Origin of the sequence: Cohnella sp. (genome assembly GCF_041640265.1) — a bacterium.
Lineage (GTDB): Bacteria > Bacillota > Bacilli > Paenibacillales > Paenibacillaceae > Cohnella.
This window is the reverse complement of record NZ_JBEQAP010000003.1, coordinates 237,454-255,984: the sequence shown is the minus strand read 5'-3', so window position 1 is coordinate 255,984 and position 18,531 is coordinate 237,454. Positions and strand designations below refer to the sequence as shown.

At 46.6% G+C, this 18,531-nt stretch carries 17 protein-coding genes; 12 read left to right on the top strand and 5 right to left on the bottom strand.

Translation table 11 applies throughout. From position 1 onward, the window contains the following. The first annotated feature begins 192 nt into the window (after positions 1–192). The 9 genes from ACESLK_RS04290 (at position 193) to ACESLK_RS04250 (ending at position 9,834) form a co-directional block, all read left to right on the top strand. Positions 193–318, top strand: coding sequence for a hypothetical protein (locus ACESLK_RS04290; protein WP_372662719.1), 126 nt, complete (start codon positions 193–195; stop codon positions 316–318). A 221-nt stretch (positions 319–539) separates the two neighbouring features. Then, entirely contained in the window at positions 540–1,484 is a 945-nt protein-coding gene (locus ACESLK_RS04285; RefSeq protein WP_372662716.1) for a DoxX family membrane protein, read from the top strand. Between the two features lie 223 nt (positions 1,485–1,707). Then, positions 1,708–2,658 carry an ABC transporter permease gene (locus ACESLK_RS04280; RefSeq protein WP_372662764.1) on the top strand — a complete coding sequence of 317 codons (951 nt, stop codon included), beginning with the start codon at positions 1,708–1,710 and terminating at the stop codon, positions 2,656–2,658. 17 nt (positions 2,659–2,675) lie between these two features. Further along, a complete protein-coding gene (locus ACESLK_RS04275) occupies positions 2,676–3,566 on the top strand; it encodes a carbohydrate ABC transporter permease (RefSeq protein ID WP_372662713.1) in 891 nt (296 codons plus the stop codon). A gap of 67 nt (positions 3,567–3,633) precedes the next feature. Next, the gene (locus tag ACESLK_RS04270) at positions 3,634–5,328 is read left to right on the top strand and encodes a type 2 periplasmic-binding domain-containing protein (protein WP_372662710.1); all 1,695 of its coding nucleotides are present in this window, start codon (positions 3,634–3,636) and stop codon (positions 5,326–5,328) included. A gap of 125 nt (positions 5,329–5,453) precedes the next feature. Further along, entirely contained in the window at positions 5,454–7,337 is a 1,884-nt protein-coding gene (locus ACESLK_RS04265) for a sensor histidine kinase (RefSeq protein WP_372662707.1), read from the top strand. Between the two features lies 1 nt (position 7,338). Then, positions 7,339–8,889, top strand: coding sequence for a response regulator (locus tag ACESLK_RS04260; RefSeq protein WP_372662704.1), 1,551 nt, complete (start codon positions 7,339–7,341; stop codon positions 8,887–8,889). A gap of 18 nt (positions 8,890–8,907) precedes the next feature. Further along, positions 8,908–9,144, top strand: coding sequence for a hypothetical protein (locus ACESLK_RS04255; RefSeq protein ID WP_372662701.1), 237 nt, complete (start codon positions 8,908–8,910; stop codon positions 9,142–9,144). A 90-nt stretch (positions 9,145–9,234) separates the two neighbouring features. Continuing rightward, entirely contained in the window at positions 9,235–9,834 is a 600-nt protein-coding gene (locus ACESLK_RS04250) for a DUF4878 domain-containing protein (protein WP_372662698.1), read from the top strand. A 480-nt stretch (positions 9,835–10,314) separates the two neighbouring features. Here the strand turns inward: ACESLK_RS04250 and ACESLK_RS04245 are convergent, their stop codons facing one another. Together ACESLK_RS04245 and ACESLK_RS04240 are read right to left on the bottom strand one after the other, a co-directional pair. Next, on the bottom strand, positions 10,315–11,187 hold the full coding sequence (locus tag ACESLK_RS04245; protein WP_372662695.1) for an aldose epimerase family protein: 873 nt from the start codon (positions 11,185–11,187) through the stop codon (positions 10,315–10,317). 190 nt (positions 11,188–11,377) lie between these two features. Further along, the gene (locus ACESLK_RS04240) at positions 11,378–12,676 is read right to left on the bottom strand and encodes an ABC transporter substrate-binding protein (protein ID WP_372662692.1); all 1,299 of its coding nucleotides are present in this window, start codon (positions 12,674–12,676) and stop codon (positions 11,378–11,380) included. Positions 12,677–12,860: 184 nt separating this feature from the next. On the opposite strand from ACESLK_RS04240, the gene ACESLK_RS04235 reads away from it, so the two are divergent. The 3 genes from ACESLK_RS04235 (at position 12,861) to ACESLK_RS04225 (ending at position 15,254) form a co-directional block, all read left to right on the top strand. Next, positions 12,861–14,009: a phosphodiester glycosidase family protein gene (locus ACESLK_RS04235; RefSeq protein WP_372662689.1), complete on the top strand. Its 1,149-nt coding sequence runs from the start codon at positions 12,861–12,863 to the stop codon at positions 14,007–14,009. A 52-nt stretch (positions 14,010–14,061) separates the two neighbouring features. Further along, positions 14,062–14,517, top strand: coding sequence for a VOC family protein (locus ACESLK_RS04230; protein ID WP_372662686.1), 456 nt, complete (start codon positions 14,062–14,064; stop codon positions 14,515–14,517). A 92-nt stretch (positions 14,518–14,609) separates the two neighbouring features. Further along, entirely contained in the window at positions 14,610–15,254 is a 645-nt protein-coding gene (locus ACESLK_RS04225) for a ThuA domain-containing protein (RefSeq protein ID WP_372662684.1), read from the top strand. 375 nt (positions 15,255–15,629) lie between these two features. On the opposite strand, the gene ACESLK_RS04220 is transcribed toward ACESLK_RS04225, so the two are convergent. From ACESLK_RS04220 to ACESLK_RS04210, 3 genes are all read right to left on the bottom strand, one after another. Continuing rightward, entirely contained in the window at positions 15,630–16,238 is a 609-nt protein-coding gene (locus tag ACESLK_RS04220) for a DUF3298 and DUF4163 domain-containing protein (protein ID WP_372662681.1), read from the bottom strand. A 91-nt stretch (positions 16,239–16,329) separates the two neighbouring features. Next, positions 16,330–17,556: a nitrate/nitrite transporter gene (locus tag ACESLK_RS04215; protein ID WP_372662761.1), complete on the bottom strand. Its 1,227-nt coding sequence runs from the start codon at positions 17,554–17,556 to the stop codon at positions 16,330–16,332. A 250-nt stretch (positions 17,557–17,806) separates the two neighbouring features. Beyond that, positions 17,807–18,364 (bottom strand): ANTAR domain-containing response regulator, encoded by a 558-nt coding sequence (locus ACESLK_RS04210; RefSeq protein ID WP_372662678.1) that lies wholly within the window; start codon positions 18,362–18,364, stop codon positions 17,807–17,809. Positions 18,365–18,531 lie beyond the last annotated feature (167 nt).

Below are 18,531 nucleotides of genomic sequence, written 5' to 3'. Positions count from 1 at the left end.
CTAATGGTTTGAAGAGTTTAGTGGACAGATATAACTCACTACGGAATATTTCATGAACCGCCGTATACCGAACGGTACGTACGGTGGTGTGAGAGGTCGGGAGTTAATCACTCCCTCCTACTCGATTAAAAAATCGATTCGAAATGTACAAATTGGACGACCCCCGCAGACTTTGTCTGGGGGGTCTTAATATTGAAGCGCAACCGCGCGATTCTTCCTGAATTCACTTTCACGAAAACAACGATAGCCCTACCTCTCCATCGTTCTTACGGCTCCATGGCCGCGCCAGTGAGAATTCGTGTTCCTTCCAGCAGCTGAGATAAATCATTGAGATAAATCGTAAGGAATGTGTTAGGGAAAACGGAGGAATATTGCCCAAAGAGGAAAAACTGAGGGTTACTACTTCTACAACCAAATATTATACAGGTTTTGTTAAACAATGTCAACAAAGGGTTGTGAGCGGATTGATCGAAGGATAATAGCAAGGAAAGGAATGGTATACTAAAGCTGGTTCATCGAGACCAATGGGGGTAGAGGACATGTTTCATTTCGCGCACGTCAAATGGTTTACAGATGTCGTTCCTGTTAAAGAAGAGATTAGCAAAATCTTATCTCCCGTGTTTATGGGTACGGCTTTAGTAGTAGCACTGTTATTAGCAGTATTAACACAGCTTCTTCCTGCAATTATGCAGATTCCGGCAATAGGTAAACTGGATAGGCAGTTGGAGAAGCTTAGACCGTGGTCATTTACAATCCTCCAGTATGGTACGGCCGCCTCTCTTCTATGGGGTCTCTTAGAGGGTGGGTTGTTCGCTCCTGAATTTGCGGCTCCTGAGAGTGTCATTCATATAGCAGTCATAGCGGCGATTGCATTATTACTCGTGCCATCCCATTATTCAGTCAAGCTCGCTTCGACTGTTTTATTTGGTCTTTATGTCTACTACGCCTCACAATACGGCCTGTTTCATATGCTGGATTATGGCTTTTATTTGGCTATTGCCGCTGCATTGGCGATGTACAAGACACCTTACGAGAGGATGGCATTCCCTCTACTATATTTGGGCACTGGACTCTCCTTATGCTGGGTTGCGGCCGAGAAGTGGATTTATCCCGCGATGAGCCTAGATATTGTCCACCAGCATGGAGTTCCAACCTTCGGGTTTCCTCCAACGGTATTTATCGTAATTGCTGCATTCATCGAATTCGTCGTCGGATATTTGCTTGTGGTCGGAATACTGAATCGGCTGTTGTCCATCGTTCTGACGCTTATCTTCATCACGACGACGATGCTGTTCGGATATGTAGAAATCGTTGGCCACTTCATGATTCACATCATACTGATTTTGTTCATTATCGAAGGGGTGAGCTTCTACAAGCCTCCGGTTGACATGCACAAAACCAAGCTGGACCGGATTATTTTCGTGGGCCTTAACTTCTTGCTTGTGCTTGCAGCCTTTATCCTTCTCTACTATCGATTCGCATAGGAAATGCAGCAAAGCTTTGAACCGTTGATTGTTTAGAGGGTTAAATGAATAAGGAAGTCGATCTTTACGGGTCGGCTTCTTTTTTACTGTCTTTAAACCTGAAAAAATGCAACCTTAGATAAAATTTGACGCCTTACTTTCCAAATATCCATTCAGTATAATTTTCGTGAAAAGGCTTACAGAACTGCTAGGAGGTGTGGCCGGAATGGAAACAAACGCGGGAATGCAAATCCCGATACAGAAGCCTGTAAACAGAAAAAAGGGGAGTGCGAATATTCTCCGTAAACTCTACGGCCAGCGTTATCTGCAAGTTATGGCGCTTCTCGGAGTCGCCTGGATGATCCTGTTCAACTACATTCCGATGTATGGAATTATTATTTCCTTCAAGGATTACATCGGCATTGGTCAAATATCGGACGCGCCTTGGGCGGGATGGACTCATTTCCAAGCGATGTTCGAGGATGATCAAATACTTGAGGTCATCAAGAATACGCTCGGCATTAGCTTGCTGAAGCTGATCATCGGATTTCCGCTGCCGATCATATTCGCGCTTTTCCTGAACGAGCTTCGTTCCCTGAAATTCAATCGGGTCGTGCAGACAATCTCCTATCTTCCGCACTTTCTTTCTTGGGTCATATTGGGAGGAATACTGACAACGTGGCTGTCGGATGTAGGGATCGTTAATGACGTATTAATGGGTCTCGGTATCATTGATGAGCCTATCTATTACTTGGGCGAACCCGGTTACTTCTGGAGCATCGTTATCGCGTCGGACATCTGGAAGGAGTTTGGTTGGTCGGCTATTATTTATATCGCTGCCATCGCCAGCATATCGCCTGAGCTCTATGAAGCCGCGACGATTGATGGTGCGGGGCGTTTCCAGAAAATGTGGTTTGTCACGCTGCCGTGTATCAAAGGGGCGATCTCAATCCTGTTTATTCTGGCAGTCAGCGGAATACTCAATTCCAATTTCGATCAAATTCTCGTGCTGAAAAACCAATTGAACGAAAGCGCCAGCGGTGTTATCGACATCTTTGTTTATGAAATCGGTATTTCGCAAGGACGGTTTTCCTATTCTACCGCTGTAAATTTGGTTAAAGCGTTCATCGCTCTCTTCCTCCTATTGATCGCCAACTCCGTGACCAAACGAATGAATCAATCTTCCCTATTCTAGAAAGGCGGTGAACGACCATGTGGACAAGAGACCGCAGAACGCGCGGAGATCACATTTTCGATAATCTTAACGTAATCGTAATGCTGCTCATTTGTTTCGCCACATTGTATCCGATTTGGTATGTGCTGGTTAACTCGTTTAACGAAGGCCAAGATGCCATGACCGGCGGCAATATCTATTGGATCCCTCGTGATTTCAGCCTTGAGAATTACACGACTGTATTCAAGAATGCCGGAATAATGACCGCCATGGGCGTGACTGTAGCCAAAACAGTCATAGGAGTCGTGATTCACGTCTTCTTCACGGCAATGGTTGCCTATGCCTTATCAAGAAGAGAGTTGATTGGCCGTAATGTTTATATGGTGTTCGGAACTGTTACCTTGTTCTTTAGCGGAGGCTTGATTCCAACCTATCTATGGTTTCGCGACTTAGGACTGCTTGATACCTTCGGAGTATACATCTATCCGGCTATGTTCAGCTTCTTTGATCTTATTATCTTCCTGGCCTTCTTCAGGGAAATTCCCGAGGGGCTGGAGGAAGCGGCCAAAATCGATGGCGCCAACGACTTCGCGATATTCGTGAAAATCGTCCTGCCGGTGTCTCTGCCGGTTGTCGCCACGATCGCGCTGTTCCATGGCGTGTGGCAATGGAACGATTACTTCACGGGGCTGCTCTACACGAACAATGCGGATTTGCAGCCCATCCAAACCTTCCTGTACAGGGTAATCGCTCAGTCCAGCTCGAATCAAATCGTTGGGGCTGCAGGAGGGGCGATCAACCGAACGGTTACCTCTCAATCGATTAAGCTGGCGACCATGGTTATCACGACGCTGCCAATCGTCTTGGCTTATCCGTTCCTGCAGAAGTATTTCGTCAAGGGGCTTATGATCGGTTCTCTCAAAGGCTAGCATCAAGAACGGTTTTACTTTTCCCGAAAGGGAAAATCCTATAAAATTTATTCAAAGGGGTATGACAATGAAAAAGTGGCTTAGCTTAGCAATTATTGCAGCACTTATGGTTACCATCGTCGCCGCATGTTCCGGCAACAACAATGAACCGGCTGCGAGCATCCAGAGCGCATCCAGCGAACCTCCGGCAGCAAGCGCCAGCGCAAGTGCAAGTGAGCAACCGGTTGCGGAAGAAGGCTGGAAAGCCGATACTTCGCCGATCAAATTCGACTGGTACTTGAACTTTGCTTGGTTCCCGAACAAATGGGGCGTTGATCCGACTTCCCAATATATCACGAAGAAAACTGGCGTCGAACTCGAATTCATCGTCCCTGCGGGTAACGAGAACGATAAGCTTAACGCTATGATTGCTTCCGGCGATCTGCCTGACTTCATCACTCTAGGCTGGTGGGAAGAAGGCGTGAAAAAGATGGTGGAAGGCGGTCTTGTCGAGTCTCTGACGGATCTGGCTAACGAGTACGATCCTTACTTCTTCAAGGTGGCCGATCCTGCCAAATTGTCCTGGTACGCTCAGCCGGATGGCAAAACTTACGTTTACCCGAATGCTTCTTCTTCTCCGAAGGACTTCCAGAAGTTCGGCACGGAGTTTGCCTCTAACCAAACATTCGCTGTGCGTAAAGATATGTATGAAGCGATCGGCAGTCCTGACATGAGAACGCCTGAAGGCTTCCTGAACGCGTTGAAATTGGCTAAAGAAAAGTTCCCTGAGGTCAACGGGCAACCGCTTATCCCGATCGGCTTCCATGAATTCGGCGACATTGGCAACTATTCTTTCATCGACTATCAGCAGGATTCCTCTTACTTAGCAAACTTCCTTGCGCTTCCGCGTGAGAAAGACGGCAAGCTGTATGACCGTTCCACGGATCCTGAGTTTGTGAAATGGCTGAAAGTATTCCGCCAAGCGAACCAAGACGGCTTGATTTCCAAAGACGTTTTCGTTGACAAGCGCGCCCAAATGGAAGAAAAAATCTCGCAAGGCCGTTATTTCGCGATGCTGTACCAACGTACGGACTTCGCTGCACAGCAGAATGTACTTTTCGCGAATGATCCGAATTCCGTATATATCGCGGTTGACGGACCGGCGAACGCCCAAATGGATCCGCCAACCCTAGCCGGCCCTGCGATTTCAGGTTGGACAGTCACCTTAATTTCGAAAAAAGTTAAAGACAAAGCAAGAGCCATTAAGTTCCTTAGCTACTTAATTAGCGAAGAAGGCCAGAAGGATATGTACCTGGGCGAGAAAGGCGTGTCGTACGATACGATCGACGGCAAAGACCAATTCAAGCCTGAAGTGCTAGAATTAATGAACAAGGACCGCTCGGCTTTCGACAAGCAATACGGCTCCTCCCATACCTTCTGGATGCTGATGGATACGAACATGAATCTGCAGTGGGCGCCGCCATCCGTTGCTCCCTTCAAGCAATTGGAGGATTGGACCAAAGGCAAGACGACCAGCTTCTCGCAGTATGATCTGATCAATCCGCCTGCCAATTCCAAAGAAGGCATCAACGCAACGAAGATTGCCAATGAATGGGGCAAGATTCTGCCTAAGCTGCTTCTGTCCAAGTCGGACGCGGATTTCGATAAAACCTTTAATGAATTTATCGAGAAACGCGACAAAACTGGTTTTGCTGACTTGATGGCCTACCGTCAGAAGATGTATGAAGAGAATGTGAAGAAATTAGCGGAATTCATGAAGTAAGGATGGATGACAGGCAAGTTCAAAAAACCCAGCACTTCTGGGTTTTTTGGACGTTTAGGGGATCGAACTGCAGCACCCCATGATAGAATAGGGGCATGACCCGGGCGAAAGAGATGTGACGAAGATTGCTGCGATATTGGAAAAGCAAGCTTGGCAGAGGAATGTTCCGGCTGGAACAGCTAACTTTGCAGAAAAGACTCGTAATTGCCTATATCCTTATTATGCTGCTTCCGAGCCTCCTTATTTCGCTATATATTTTCCGGGGACTAACCGGCAATGCCATTCAGGAAATACAGAAAAACAACGAATATGCATTGGAGATCGAACAGATCCATATCAAAAACAATATGGAAACGATGAAAAGAGCGGCGCAGATGGCGACCCCGCTTGTCGGGGATGTTAGGGATTATTTATCCCGATCAAACGAGCCAACCGTACAGGAATTGATTGATGTAGACCGGATTAACATGGAGGACATTGTTAGACTTCAGTACAATAATCCGGATATTGAGCTTATCCGTATTTATATGAGTAATCCTTATACCTTCGAGATGTGGCCTGTTTTTCTTTATGAAAAACGGATTCAGAAGGATACTTGGTACGCGCAGGTCATGAATGCTGGGATGAAGGATGTTTGGGTGTTTAGCCGATCTGATCGTGAGGTGCTTCAGAGCCGACTTAGCGGAGAAGAAGTAATAAGGCCCAAAGTATCTCTATTTCAGGAGATCCAACATCCGTTTGGTTCACACGTTGGCGTGCTGGAAGTGGATATGCTGCTTACTCATTTTTTTCCGAACACATTCAGCGCTCTGCAAGAGGATCAATCCCAGATGGTCGTTCTCGACCGGAAGGGACACATGTTCCGACATCCGGCCAATGGCTTCTTGGACCGTTCGGGTTTGACGGAAGATATCCTTAGGCAGCAATTCGCTCTCATAGAGCCGGCGCCGGACAGCAAGGGAAGCTTCGAATTTATTATCGAAGGTGTTCCATTCTTGGGTGTCTATTCCTATATCGATCTTTTGGATGCATACATGTTGAAGGTGTCTACACTCGAACCTGTCTATGAAGGGATCAACAAGACACGAAACCGGATTATCCTGGCCAACGTCATTTTGCTTGCCATTCTGACGCTTTCAACCTATTTCTTGAATTCCATTATTCTAAAAAAGCTTCATGTCCTGACCGATTCGATGAAAAAAGTGCGGCAAGGAGATTTTGGGTTCGACATCGATATACGCGGAGGGGGCGAGGTCGGGGAACTTGCTCACCATTTCCGCAAGATGCTGCGCAAAATCAATGAGCTCATTGCAGATGCGGTGAACAAGCAAGCAGCTTCCAAGGAAGCTGAGCTTGTTACGCTGAAAAACCAGATTGATTCGCACTTCTTGTATAATACGCTTGAAAATATCAAAATGATGGCGGAAATCAACGATCAGCGAGACGTTTCAGACGCGCTGACCTCGCTTGGCAGCATGATGCGCTATAACATGCGTTGGAACAGCGAATACGTGAGGCTAAGAGATGAATTGAATCATATCGGCAACTACATCAATATCGCGAATATTCGGTTCGACGATAAGATGAAGCTAGTGACGGACATTCCTAGTGGCTTCATGGACCAAGAGCTGCTCAAAATGTCGCTTCAGCCAGTCGTTGAAAATTCCGTTAAACACGGACTGGGGGACAAGGAGATGACCATTGTCATCCGGGCGGAATTGGATGGGAATACAATGCTGATCTCGATCACCGACGATGGAGAGGGAATGACGCAAGAGCAGGTGTATGAGCTTAGCCGGCGCATTCAGCAAGTCGAGCGGACGTCCATTGTCTGGGATAGTCAAGGCCATCCCGGCCAAGGAAACGGCATCGGATTGGTGAATGTTAATAGTCGGATACAAATGCATTTCGGCAAAGAATACGGGCTGCAGGTCGAGAGCGAGCAAGGCCGCTATACACGCATAACGATCCGTATCCCGTATTTCAACTTGAGCGGGGGGATCTCTTGATATGCGCACGCTGCTGATCGCGGATGACGAACGTAATATCCGGCTAGGCTTGAAAGCGATGATCGAACGGGAATATCCGGGAGTTTACTGCATCTCTCTGGCAGCCGATGGCAAGCAGGCATTGGAGCGATTCGAGCAGGAGCCTGCGGACATTGTTCTTACTGACATTCGAATGCCGGTAATGGATGGGATTGCGCTCATCAAATCGTTGGCGGAGTTGCCTAAAGGGCCTGCGTTACTCATTTTGAGCGGCTACGACGATTTTCAATATGCCAAAGAAGCAATTAAATATAAAGTGAAGGAATATCTGCTAAAGCCGATCGTACGAGAAGATTTGTTTGCGGCTCTCGGCAGAATAGAATCGGAGCTTGTTTTGCAGGAGTCGATTCATAACCGGCTCGAGACAACGGATAAGTATAGGCAGGGTATGCGAATCAATACGCTGCAATATATTTGGGCCAGGGAGAGCATCGGAGCCGAAGAAGTAGTCGAGCATTGTCTTGAAGCGGGGCTTGAGGAGTTTGAGCCGTCTTATTATGTTGGAATCTTGGATACATCGGACCATCAGCGTAATCTCATTAAAGGGAATGAGTATTTGTACGGTCGCCAGCAGCAGGGCAATTTCCTCTCCTTGGAAGACAAGGACGGCCGGCTTGTCGTGTTAACGTCCCGGCAGGAGTTGTTACAAGGGATGACGGAGCATATGGCTTCTGCATCCGGCGGAACGGGGACGTTCGCTGCGGGCATCAGCGATTTGGGTGTATCGATCGGACAGCTCAAGATCAAATACGAGGAAGCTCGTCATGCTTTGAAATACCGTCTGCTATTCGATCGATCTGGATCGATATTCATTCGTTATGGTCAGCTGATACACCGGGATCGGTGTTATCGGGTACCCGAAGATGCAATTCGTAAGCTGGCGAACATGATGGGGACGGATAGGGAGAAAGAAATGAAGTCGCTTCTCATGGAGCTTTTCGAGCCTAGGGCGCTAGCTGAGGCAGACATCGTATATTTTGAAGCGGTCAGCCATGCTTTAAACGAATGGGTATTCGATCAAGTGTTTCGTACCTATGGGGAAGCGTCGGTCGAAATTATCAAAATGTACAAACTAGCTGGCAGCATATACAACTTTACTAGTATTCAAGACTACATTCATTGCGTGGAAGGCCTTCTATCCGGTTTGAATGACTTCATTCGGCATTTGAAATTAATCCATGTCGACCAGAGAGATATGACTAGGGCCGTGGAATACATCCAAGCTAATTATGACAAAGAGCTTAGCATGACGATGGTGTCTAATCACGTATCGCTTAATTATTCGTACTTCAGCCAAGCGTTCAAGGAATTCGCGGGGATGAGCTTTGTTAACTATATAAAAAACCTGCGGATCGAGAAGGCCAAGGAGCTGCTGGAAACGACAGAGTTGAAGGTATTCGAGATTGGGGAAATGGTCGGCTTCGAGAACACCAAGCACTTCAATCGGGTATTTAAGGATACTGTAGGAGTTACGCCTCTGGAGTATCGGAACAATAAATCGATTCTCTCCTGAGATAAATACCCATAATGCTTGAACAGTCGCATAAGGGGGAAGACCATTGACGAAATGGGCAGCGGCCTTAATTATGATATATGGAGTAGGATTAATTACGAGTTGTACAAGATCGGAGGAAACAGTGAGCTGTATCAGACGCATACGGAGTGGTTCAGCGGGAGTCCCAAGGGAGCGGAAGGAACTCTGCCCTTTCCGATTATGTTCGGGTATATGAGTGAATATCGGTGGAGCTATAAGCTTAAATTCTCTTAAAGAATTCGGTACATTATTCCTCTGCTCCAAGTTTGTGTGTATAGTGAAAGGAGACATGAATACATTACACATTTTGGAGGATTTTTGAAGATGTATTGTGCGAATTGCGGAGAAAAGCTTATTGAACAAGCTGTAACTTGTCCGAGCTGCGGCACAGAAATTACAAAAGAACAGCCCCTATCGGCAGGCGCGTCAGATCAATCGGAATTTATAGATCCACAATACCCTTTTGCGACACCATCCGCACCTAACCCATCAAGGTTGTTATCGGATCAGACGAAGAAAATGATTCTGGTTATCATGGCGGCGGCAGCGCTTATCTTTCTTCTCTTCAAGTTTACTGGAGGAGCTGGAAACCAAGCCACTCCGGAGAACACGGTTAAAGGATTCATGAATGCCGTTAAAAAAGAAAACGTGAGGGAAATGGTATCCTATATGTCGGCTTCCTCCATGGCCGCTGAAGGAGAGAAAAAGGATTCCTTAGTCGAGATGCTGGAAGGACAATTCGAAGCGGGTGAAATAAACCTTCGGGACTATAGCATCTTAAAGGTCGATGAAGACGAGAATACAGCAAAGGTTCATTATGAGGTCGTCTATATGGAGGATGGAGAGAAACAAACCGATGAGGATACATTCGAATTAATGAAGATCGATGGCAAATGGTTTATTGACGTCGTCTTTGGTTTCTAAGAACAGATCGCTTTTATCTTTCGGAACCAGAAGGGAGCTGTCCCAAAAGGTTCTAGGTTCACTAAATGACAAAAATGTCCTATCAAGAATCCTATTCACTACTCTTGACGGTGTATACGAGAATTTGAGGTAAAAGTGCTACTAATATCATGGGTTCAACCGATAATTCTTGATATTGTTGCTTTCTTACCACTAGTTCGTAGTCAAAACCATGATTCGTGGAAAATGGAGATTGTTAGCAGCACTATTGCTACTAGTTGATCCATAATGAGATATTGGAAATGATATAGAAGTAGTTTTGGCGTTATTTTCTTTACAGTGATAGCCTTAAGAAAAGTAATGGGTTACGGGGTTTTACTTACTGATGAGGAGAATGTATTCCAGCATTGTTATTTTCAGCAGCAAATAAGGGACTGTTCCATAAGATCGCCCTTATGGGACAGCCCCTTCTTAGCGACGAATAATTATATTAAAGCTTCACTATTCACAAGCGATATGTAAGGCCAAATCCAACGTTTCTCCTGGGGATACCATTAGAAGGCCGGCTTTGTCATTCAAAGCTTCATTTAAAGCCGTCCAAGGCTCCACGCATACAAAAGGCTTCCCTTCTACGGACCAGAGAACAGCGTAACGGAACTCCTCGCTATAGCTTAGGTGAACGTTACGCCCTCTTGCCAGGGGAAAGGAGATCTCCTGCTTGCGAGCATCTAGCAAGGCTGCGGATTCCACCATACCACCTAAATCCAGTGACCCGTTAAACGGCTTTACCAGCTTGTCGTTGTAATCCAGCATGTGTGTTGCATCCGTACCATAAGTTAAATTCTTGCCCTCTGTCGCAAAGTAGGGGTGAAAGCCCGCAACCATGGGCATCGCTTGCTGTGAGAGATTGATATATTTTTGCTCAATCGAGAGGATCCCGTCCCGCAGCCGATAAGTAAACCGCAGCTCGAACTCGAATGGATATGCTGCTAAGGTTTCGGCATTGCTGCGTAGAGCTAATGTAATGGAAGCCGAGCCCTCGGTTCCGGTTGCGATAACCTCCCAGGGGTGGTTACGTGCGACTCCGTGATTTTTCATCCGGTATGTTTCACCATTCCATTCATACTGACCGTTGACAAGCTGTCCCGCGATAGGGAACAGTACCGGGATTCCTCCGCGAATGTTTGCTTGAGGATTAAGGAATGTCTCGCGATCCAGATAAAGCAGCTCCTGCCCGTGAAGCTGGCATTCAGTAACGATTCCGCCGCGCTCCGGGCATAGTACAACTCGAGAATCCGTATGATGATCTCTAAGCTCATAAAGGGGAAAGCAATCGTTTAATTGATTAATGACATAACGTTCATTCGAATTCATAAAAATTCCTCCAGTTTCTCACCATTAGTCCTCCTCATTATACCAATATTTATCTTATCTTGCCGAGAAGACTCCTTCTTCAACGAAGAAGAGGGGGGTGTATATAAAGAAACGTCCCTATTCCACCTTGAGACTAGCGGATAGGGACGTTTCTCGTCATTTCCTGGGAAATGCTGTCGCAAAAAATAGATTAATTGCTTGCGGCAATTTTCTTCGCTTCTTTTACGGCAGCCGCCCACTCTTTAGTAGGATCGGATTTCGCGTTGCGAATGAGTCTTATAATCGCATTGTTGAAACTACTATGAAGTTCTAGTGAATGGTTTTGATATAACGCATCCGGTTTGGCTGTTTGTGCCGCTTTTACATACCAGTGATTTACTTTCTGGTTACCGTAAAAAGCATCCGACTCATTCAGCCACTCTGTCTCCCCCAATGCTTCAAGGTTGGCGGGGAAAAACCCGAAATTGTTGAATGCCATGTTTTGCGCATTCGCCCCGGCCAACCACTGAATAAGCTCCATCGCGGCTCCTGAGTTTTGCTTCATGGGCGGAATGGCCGCAGACAGCGTGCCGGAATCATAAGTACGCTCAGGGACCGAAGCGACTGCCCATTTCCCCGCTAATTTTGGCACCCAATCTTTAATGCTCTGAGCAATTGAGGGTTCTCCTATTACAGCTCCGACGGATCCCGATTTAACCGCATTTTCCAATGAGTTGAAATCCTTGTATTTACCGATCCAGCCTTCCTTCATACCTTTAACGACATAATCGTATGCTTTTTTGATTTGCGGATTTTTATCTCCGATATAATTGTTTTTATTATCATAGTAAATAGGTGTTTTTAATTGAATAACGGAATTAAAGATAGATGTTGGCTGTCCCAGAAGAGCTCTCTTGGTTTTGCTTTTATAAATCTTTCCTAACGAGGCCACTGCATTCCAACTATTCAATTTGGCTTCTACGGCTTCGGGTTGTGTAGGCAGCCCCGCTTTACGGAACAAGTCCGTTCTATAAAACATTACGCTGGGTAAAGAATTCAAGGGGACAAACGATACGGATTTCCTGCCGGGAGGATTTATGGTGCTCCACAAGCCTTTTACCGTTCCGCTGCGGATCTCGGATACTGCACTGGAGTCGATCTCGTTCATATCTGTAAATAGACCTTCTGTGGAGCTGAAGTCCGGAATAAACCAGTTTGGAAACAGGATTAAATCGGGAGTATCTCCTGAGGCCAGTGCGATCTTGATATTATCCTCATACTCCCAAATGGGAAAGGAATAGATGTTGATTTTGACATTTGGGTTGATTTCATCTACATAGGTTTGAAAGAGTGGGGTGTAGTCCCACAAATCCGTTTGATAGACAGAGAGTTCTAACGTCTCAACAGAAGGCTCTGTTGTTTCTCCTTCGGCAACAACCGCAACATTGCCGATACAAACCGTCAAAATTAGGCTGAGAATGAAAATACGAAACTTCTGAAAAGGGAACAAGCAACTCTTCCTCTCTAATTATGAATAATATTCCAAGTGATTCTACAATATCGTATACCCTGACCGTTTTCAATATAAGTCGCATTTTGTCTCATTTTAGGAACTTTTGTCTCTATTAAAATAGCACGCAACAACTTCATCCCTAGCCTCGTATAAAGGAGTGTGGAAAAACAAAAAAAGGAGCATGGACGCCATATCGCCATTACCCTCTAGAACTTCAACCGTGGTGTCGACTCCGCGGAAAAACAAAGCAGGACGTCCAAAACGATCTAGGTTTTGGCGGATGCTCAAAGCCTTGTTCGTAACAGGGTTTATTTTCACGGTCTTAGCAGCAGGCTGGTTTTTCCTGATCCCTTCTGGCATAGAGTATCGCTATATGTTAGCTGATTCATTAATTACAACCCAGCATCGGGAATGGGCGAAATATTTGATTGGCGATAAAGCTTTGAAGGAACGGGTCGCGGTTTATGCTGCCCGGTTCGAGGAAATGGGAACGGAGCGCGACACCCATACGATTCCGGCGATTCCGGTAGTTTCTAAGCAAACCGCCGATCCAGAGGAAGAAACACAGCCGCTTACTTCCATTGAAGAAGTGGATGGCGATGGCTATCACGGTTACCTCCTCACCGTAAGGGACCCGAAAAAGGTGCGTCTCGTTGTTCCTATCAAGCGGGGGCGGGGCGAGAAGGTATCCAGTATGGTCAAACGGACGGGAGCTGTGGCGGGAGTGAATGCAGGTGGCTTCTCGGATCCCAACTGGAAGGGTAATGGGTTTAAGCCGATTGGACTTGTAATAAGCCAGGGAAGAATTTTCTACGATGGACTCGGCGGTAAGAAAAGCGTGCAAATTGTAGGTATTGATAAGAGCGGCAAGATGATAGCTGGGAATTATACGATAGATGAATTAATGGAGATGGGTATCTCTGAAGCTGTAAGCTTCTCGCCGCGGATTATCGTCAATGGCAAGGGCTTGATCAAAAGCCGCAAGGAAGGCTGGGGAGTTGCCCCGCGTACGGTAATGGGACAGCGCGAAGACGGTGCGATTCTGTTTCTTATGATCGATGGACGGCAGCCGGGTTATAGTCTGGGTGTGACTCTGTACGAGGCTCAGGAAATAATGCTGGCGAGAGGTGCCGTCATTGCGGCTAACTTAGACGGAGGATCCTCAACGGTACTCGTAGATGACAAAGGGCTAATCGTAAATAAACCGGCTTCTGCCTATGGCGAGAGGTATTTGCCCACCGCATTCCTAGTTTTTGAAGAGCCGAGTACAGTTCAAGTACCGAACATATGGGCGGGGATGAAGCCGAGTGAAATCGATGCGGGCGGGTAACCGGGATATTCAGCAATAAACGAACAATCAATCGCAGAGGAGACTTTCTACCATGGACAAAAGTTTACTGGGTAATAAGGTGATTACGCAAATCGGGTTATTGGTCAATGATATCGACCAAACCTCTCAGAAATATGCAGATTTTTTCGGGGTCGAGAAGCCGGCTTGGTTCTGGACGGATACAGCGGATATTGCGCAGACGGAATACCGGGGAGAGCGCTCGGAGGCTCGGGCGAAGTTGGCCTTCTTCGATATGGGATCGTTGCAATTGGAGTTAATCGAGCCGGACCACAATCCAAGCACTTGGCGCGAGTCGTTAGATCAGAACGGCGAAGGCTTTCATCATATCGCCTTTGTTGTTGATGGAATGAAGGAGAAAATCGCGTTGCTGGAAGCAAAAGGGATGCCTCTTCTTCAGAAGGGCGAGTATACGGGAGGGCGATATGCGTATATCGACTCCTACAGTGAGCTTAAGATGCTGGTTGAGTTACTGGAGAACGATAAATGAACTACTTATAACAGGTGCCGGAAGAGGCCTCGGCTTTCAACTAACGGTGCATTCGATGCCAATTTAAAATAAGCAGGAGGTTAATCTGATCCATGAAACAAATCGTGGCAATAGTCGGTGATTTTTACCATGTTGCAGAGGATAGCGCGGAAGCGTTAAATCAAGCCTTGAAGCCAATGATCGATTCCGGCGAGCTTAGCTTACGTTATATTTCAGTGGAGCAGCTGAAGTCCGCTTTGGCTGAAGGGCCGGATGCCGTTATTCTTTTCGCGGAAGATCGGATCTCTCCTGAAGCAGATAACAATGCCAGATGGATGTCTGACGAAATCTCCGTTTCGATCGCTAAGTATGTAGAAGCGGGTGGAGGCTGGTTGGCTTGGCATTCCGGGTTGGCCTCTTATGATAAAGAAGGAAGCTATGTCTCCATGTTACGAGGCTGCTTTCTACACCACCCGGAGCTGCATCAACCGGTTACTTATACTTTTACTGCGCAAGATCAAACTACCTTCGAAATTATGGATGAACACTATTTCGTTGCCTGCAGCGAGGAGCAAACCGAGGTGTTCCTTCGATCTGAATCGGTGGACGGCAGCTCCATTGCAGGTTGGCGCCATCCATACGGAGGAGGGCGAGTGTGCTGTCTAACTCCTGCGCATCGCCGCGATGGGCTGTTGCACACGGAAGTGTTGAAGCTGCTTCAGCACTCTGTTGGGTGGTGCTGCGGGGGATTGAAATGAATAAAAAGGCTTATCACCAGTCCTCGGACTAGGGATAAGCCTTTTTTAAACCAACTGACATGTCGCCCGCCTCGCTATTGTCGCAAAATGAGGCTGTCGATTAACAGTTCATAACTTCGGAAATCTGCGGGAGACCACAAAATGTATGCGAAAAATCATACAAAATGAGCGGCATACACATCGAATCAGTCGATTCTATACGAAATTTCATACACAAAACACGAGTTGAGCCCGGATTCTATAAATGTATCCGAAAAATCATATACATTCTCTGCATGTGTATGTTCACGTTAAAACTGTCCACAATTAATCGACAGCCTCAAAATGCAACAATGGAAGGCCAGAAAGCGGCCCCCCATTGTTGCATCCCCACTCCTAATACATTAAGACACCCATAGGACCTTCTTCATCGATAATATCCTGAATCTCGAATACCGATATCGGAAAATAAGGAAAGCCCCACGCATAAGGCACAATCGCGTATAACGGGAAATAGATGACCAGCGCTTTGTCGGCGATATAGAAATCCTGGTCCGGAGTAATCCCTGGATAATCTCCAAGAAGCGGCAACTGCCTCGCTTTAATTTGAGCTTGGATAATTGTATTCAACCTTGCCTCATAGTTGCTTCCCGGCTTAAACAGCTGACCCAGCGTATAGCTGCGTCCAGTATCTGCATCAAAGGTCAGCGATTTCTGCAGCGTATTTCCGTGGGCGCCGCCCGTGTAAGCATAGTTCAGGAGAGAGAGGCTCAGTACGCCTCTCTCATTCGTCTTGATTTCAAATGTACCATCCATCTCCTGTACATCCGGTCCTGGATAACCTTGAGCTCTCAACAACTCTTGATTAGCTGAGGCAATGGCATTGTTCATTGCTTCAACCGCTGCTGGGGTTGTTCCCCCGGTTATATAAGGGACGTTAATTTTAACGTTCTTAGCGGTCATTTTTCGTACTCGGATCGGGAGCATCAATGTTTGGCCGTTCATCTTCATTCCCCTTCGCTTCTATAGGCTGGTGTCATGCCAGCTTATGCAGAAGAGGGAAGTCTGGTTCAGAAAAAGTCATCAATGGCTGCTATTAAGCGGATATTTCAGTAGTAGTTTGCGCACGGCCGCCTTGGCCAACCCATGAGGATTTCCAATCTTTTTGGACGACGAGAATAGCCACGATACAGATGAGGGCAATCCCGCTCAAGATCAAGAAACCGGTCGAATAACTTCCTGTAGCTTCCTTGACATTGCCGAGGATTTTCGGCAGGAAGTAGCCTCCTATTCCACCGGCTGCCCCGACAATTCCCGTCATGATGCCAATTTCCTTGCGGAACCGTTGAGGTACAAGCTGGAACACTGCTCCATTCCCCATCCCTAGAAGCATCATCATTATGAAGAGGAGAACAGTAACAAAGCCAAGCGGCGGAAGTCCGGAAATAAAGGCCAATAGAATCGCTACGCCAGCATAAAGAGTGATCAGCATGCGAATACCGCCTAGCTTATCGGCAAGCCATCCACCAACCGGACGGAAGAAGCTGCCCGCGATTACGCAAATGGTCGTGAAGTCGGCAGCGCGCACAGGGGCGAGATTATATTGGGTATTGAAGAAAATGGTAAGGTAAGTGGCCATACCGACAAAACCGCCAAACGTAACGCTGTATAGTAAGCAGAACAACCAGGTATCGCGTTGACCGAACATGCGGCCGTAATCCTTAAGAGTAGCAGGTGCAGGCTGATTTGGACTGTCTTTGGCTAGAATAGTAAAAACAATGAAAGTAATTACAATGGGGATGAGGGCAAAGCCGAAAACGATATGCCAATCGCCGTAATAGGTAGCGATCCGGTTAGCGAACAATGTCGTGATCACGGTGCCGCTGTTACCGGCTCCGGCAATACCCATGGCAAGCCCTTGATATTGCGGAGGATACCAACGACTTGCAAGCGGCAACGCAGCTGCAAAGCTGGCGCCGGCAATACCGAGCAACAGTGCGACAAAGTACATGCTGCTTAAGGTATTGGCGAATTGCCACGCCCAGAATAATGGGATCATTGTAAGCAGCATTCCGATTTGACCGGTCCGTTTCGGGCCGATACGATCCGTCATGAAACCTAACACGAGGCGTAGGATAGAACCGCCTAAAACCGGCAAAGCGACGAGATTTGCTTTCTGTGAGGCGGTCATATCGAAATCTCCCATTATAATAACAGCGAGAGGTCCTAACAATACCCAAACCATAAAGCTTACATCAAAGTAAAGAAACGAACTAAATAAAGAAGGCTTGTGTCCCGCTTGCATAAATCCTTTTCCTGCCATCATAATCTCTCCTCTTTGTATAAAACCGTGTTAATAACCATAAGAAAAGCCGGCGCGGTCGAGTAATCGACTGCTGCCGGCTTCATTGCCCGATTTAGGTACGCCCTTGTACCGTTATCGTAATTTTTGTGGTTAGTGATAATAACGGTAAGGCTGCGTCGCCATGTCCGCTCCCTCGTTCGAGGGGTTCTATTGCCATTATAGATGTGGGTTTAGGAACATGTCAACTAAATTAACACCAAAATTTCAATTAACCATGAATCAACTGGTAAACCTTAACGATCGATGCTGCGACTTCTCCTGTTCTTTTCCGCTCATTCATTGCTTGTTTTCTTAGAAAATCATAAGCTTCCGATTCGGTGATACCCTTGATTTCGCACAGGATAGCTTTGGCCTGATCGACCCACTTTCGTTCCTCAAGGCGCTGTAATAATTGTTCTTTTTCTTCATGCCATCTTTTTCGTTCAAGGAACGAACGGGTGGCCCATTGTATGGCCCAATCCATTTCATGGCGATCCATTCCGGGAAATATCAGACCATCTAGAGAGTAGCCCCATTCCGGCTCACGCGGGATACGCGGTTCATTGCAAAGCCAAAGGATAGGTAAGCGTCTAGTGTTGGTGACGGTGATTTGTTTATCGCGCAACTTCGCATAGGAGACATAAAGGATAGCCACGGATGCCGAAGGCAGTGAATGGCGCAGCTCAGCTTCCGTACGAATACAGGTAATATTACGATAGCGATTGATTAATGAGGCAATGGGATTGGGGTCTAAGTCCTCGTCCTGCCATAATAATGGTTTATTCATAGTCACACCTCCCCCGCTCGACGCCTCTGAATGTTCAACAATATTTCAGATGCGCACTCTGTATAATTTTAATGTGATGTAATGTAATATAACATACGAAGCAAATAACTGTCGAGGTTAACCTTTAAGAGTTAGTTGTTGTGTAAAGCACTATCTTTATGTAAATT

Coding starts and splice junctions, on each gene's coding strand:
- ACESLK_RS04285 (WP_372662716.1), top strand. CDS start 540: ATGTTTCATTTCGCGCACGTCAAATGGTTTACAGATGTCGTTCCTGTT.
- ACESLK_RS04280 (WP_372662764.1), top strand. CDS start 1,708: ATGCAAATCCCGATACAGAAGCCTGTAAACAGAAAAAAGGGGAGTGCG.
- ACESLK_RS04275 (WP_372662713.1), top strand. CDS start 2,676: ATGTGGACAAGAGACCGCAGAACGCGCGGAGATCACATTTTCGATAAT.
- ACESLK_RS04270 (WP_372662710.1), top strand. CDS start 3,634: ATGAAAAAGTGGCTTAGCTTAGCAATTATTGCAGCACTTATGGTTACC.
- ACESLK_RS04260 (WP_372662704.1), top strand. CDS start 7,339: ATGCGCACGCTGCTGATCGCGGATGACGAACGTAATATCCGGCTAGGC.
- ACESLK_RS04250 (WP_372662698.1), top strand. CDS start 9,235: ATGTATTGTGCGAATTGCGGAGAAAAGCTTATTGAACAAGCTGTAACT.
- ACESLK_RS04245 (WP_372662695.1), bottom strand. CDS start 11,187: ATGAATTCGAATGAACGTTATGTCATTAATCAATTAAACGATTGCTTT.
- ACESLK_RS04235 (WP_372662689.1), top strand. CDS start 12,861: ATGGACGCCATATCGCCATTACCCTCTAGAACTTCAACCGTGGTGTCG.
- ACESLK_RS04230 (WP_372662686.1), top strand. CDS start 14,062: ATGGACAAAAGTTTACTGGGTAATAAGGTGATTACGCAAATCGGGTTA.
- ACESLK_RS04225 (WP_372662684.1), top strand. CDS start 14,610: ATGAAACAAATCGTGGCAATAGTCGGTGATTTTTACCATGTTGCAGAG.
- ACESLK_RS04220 (WP_372662681.1), bottom strand. CDS start 16,238: ATGAACGGCCAAACATTGATGCTCCCGATCCGAGTACGAAAAATGACC.
- ACESLK_RS04215 (WP_372662761.1), bottom strand. CDS start 17,556: ATGGCAGGAAAAGGATTTATGCAAGCGGGACACAAGCCTTCTTTATTT.
- ACESLK_RS04210 (WP_372662678.1), bottom strand. CDS start 18,364: ATGAATAAACCATTATTATGGCAGGACGAGGACTTAGACCCCAATCCC.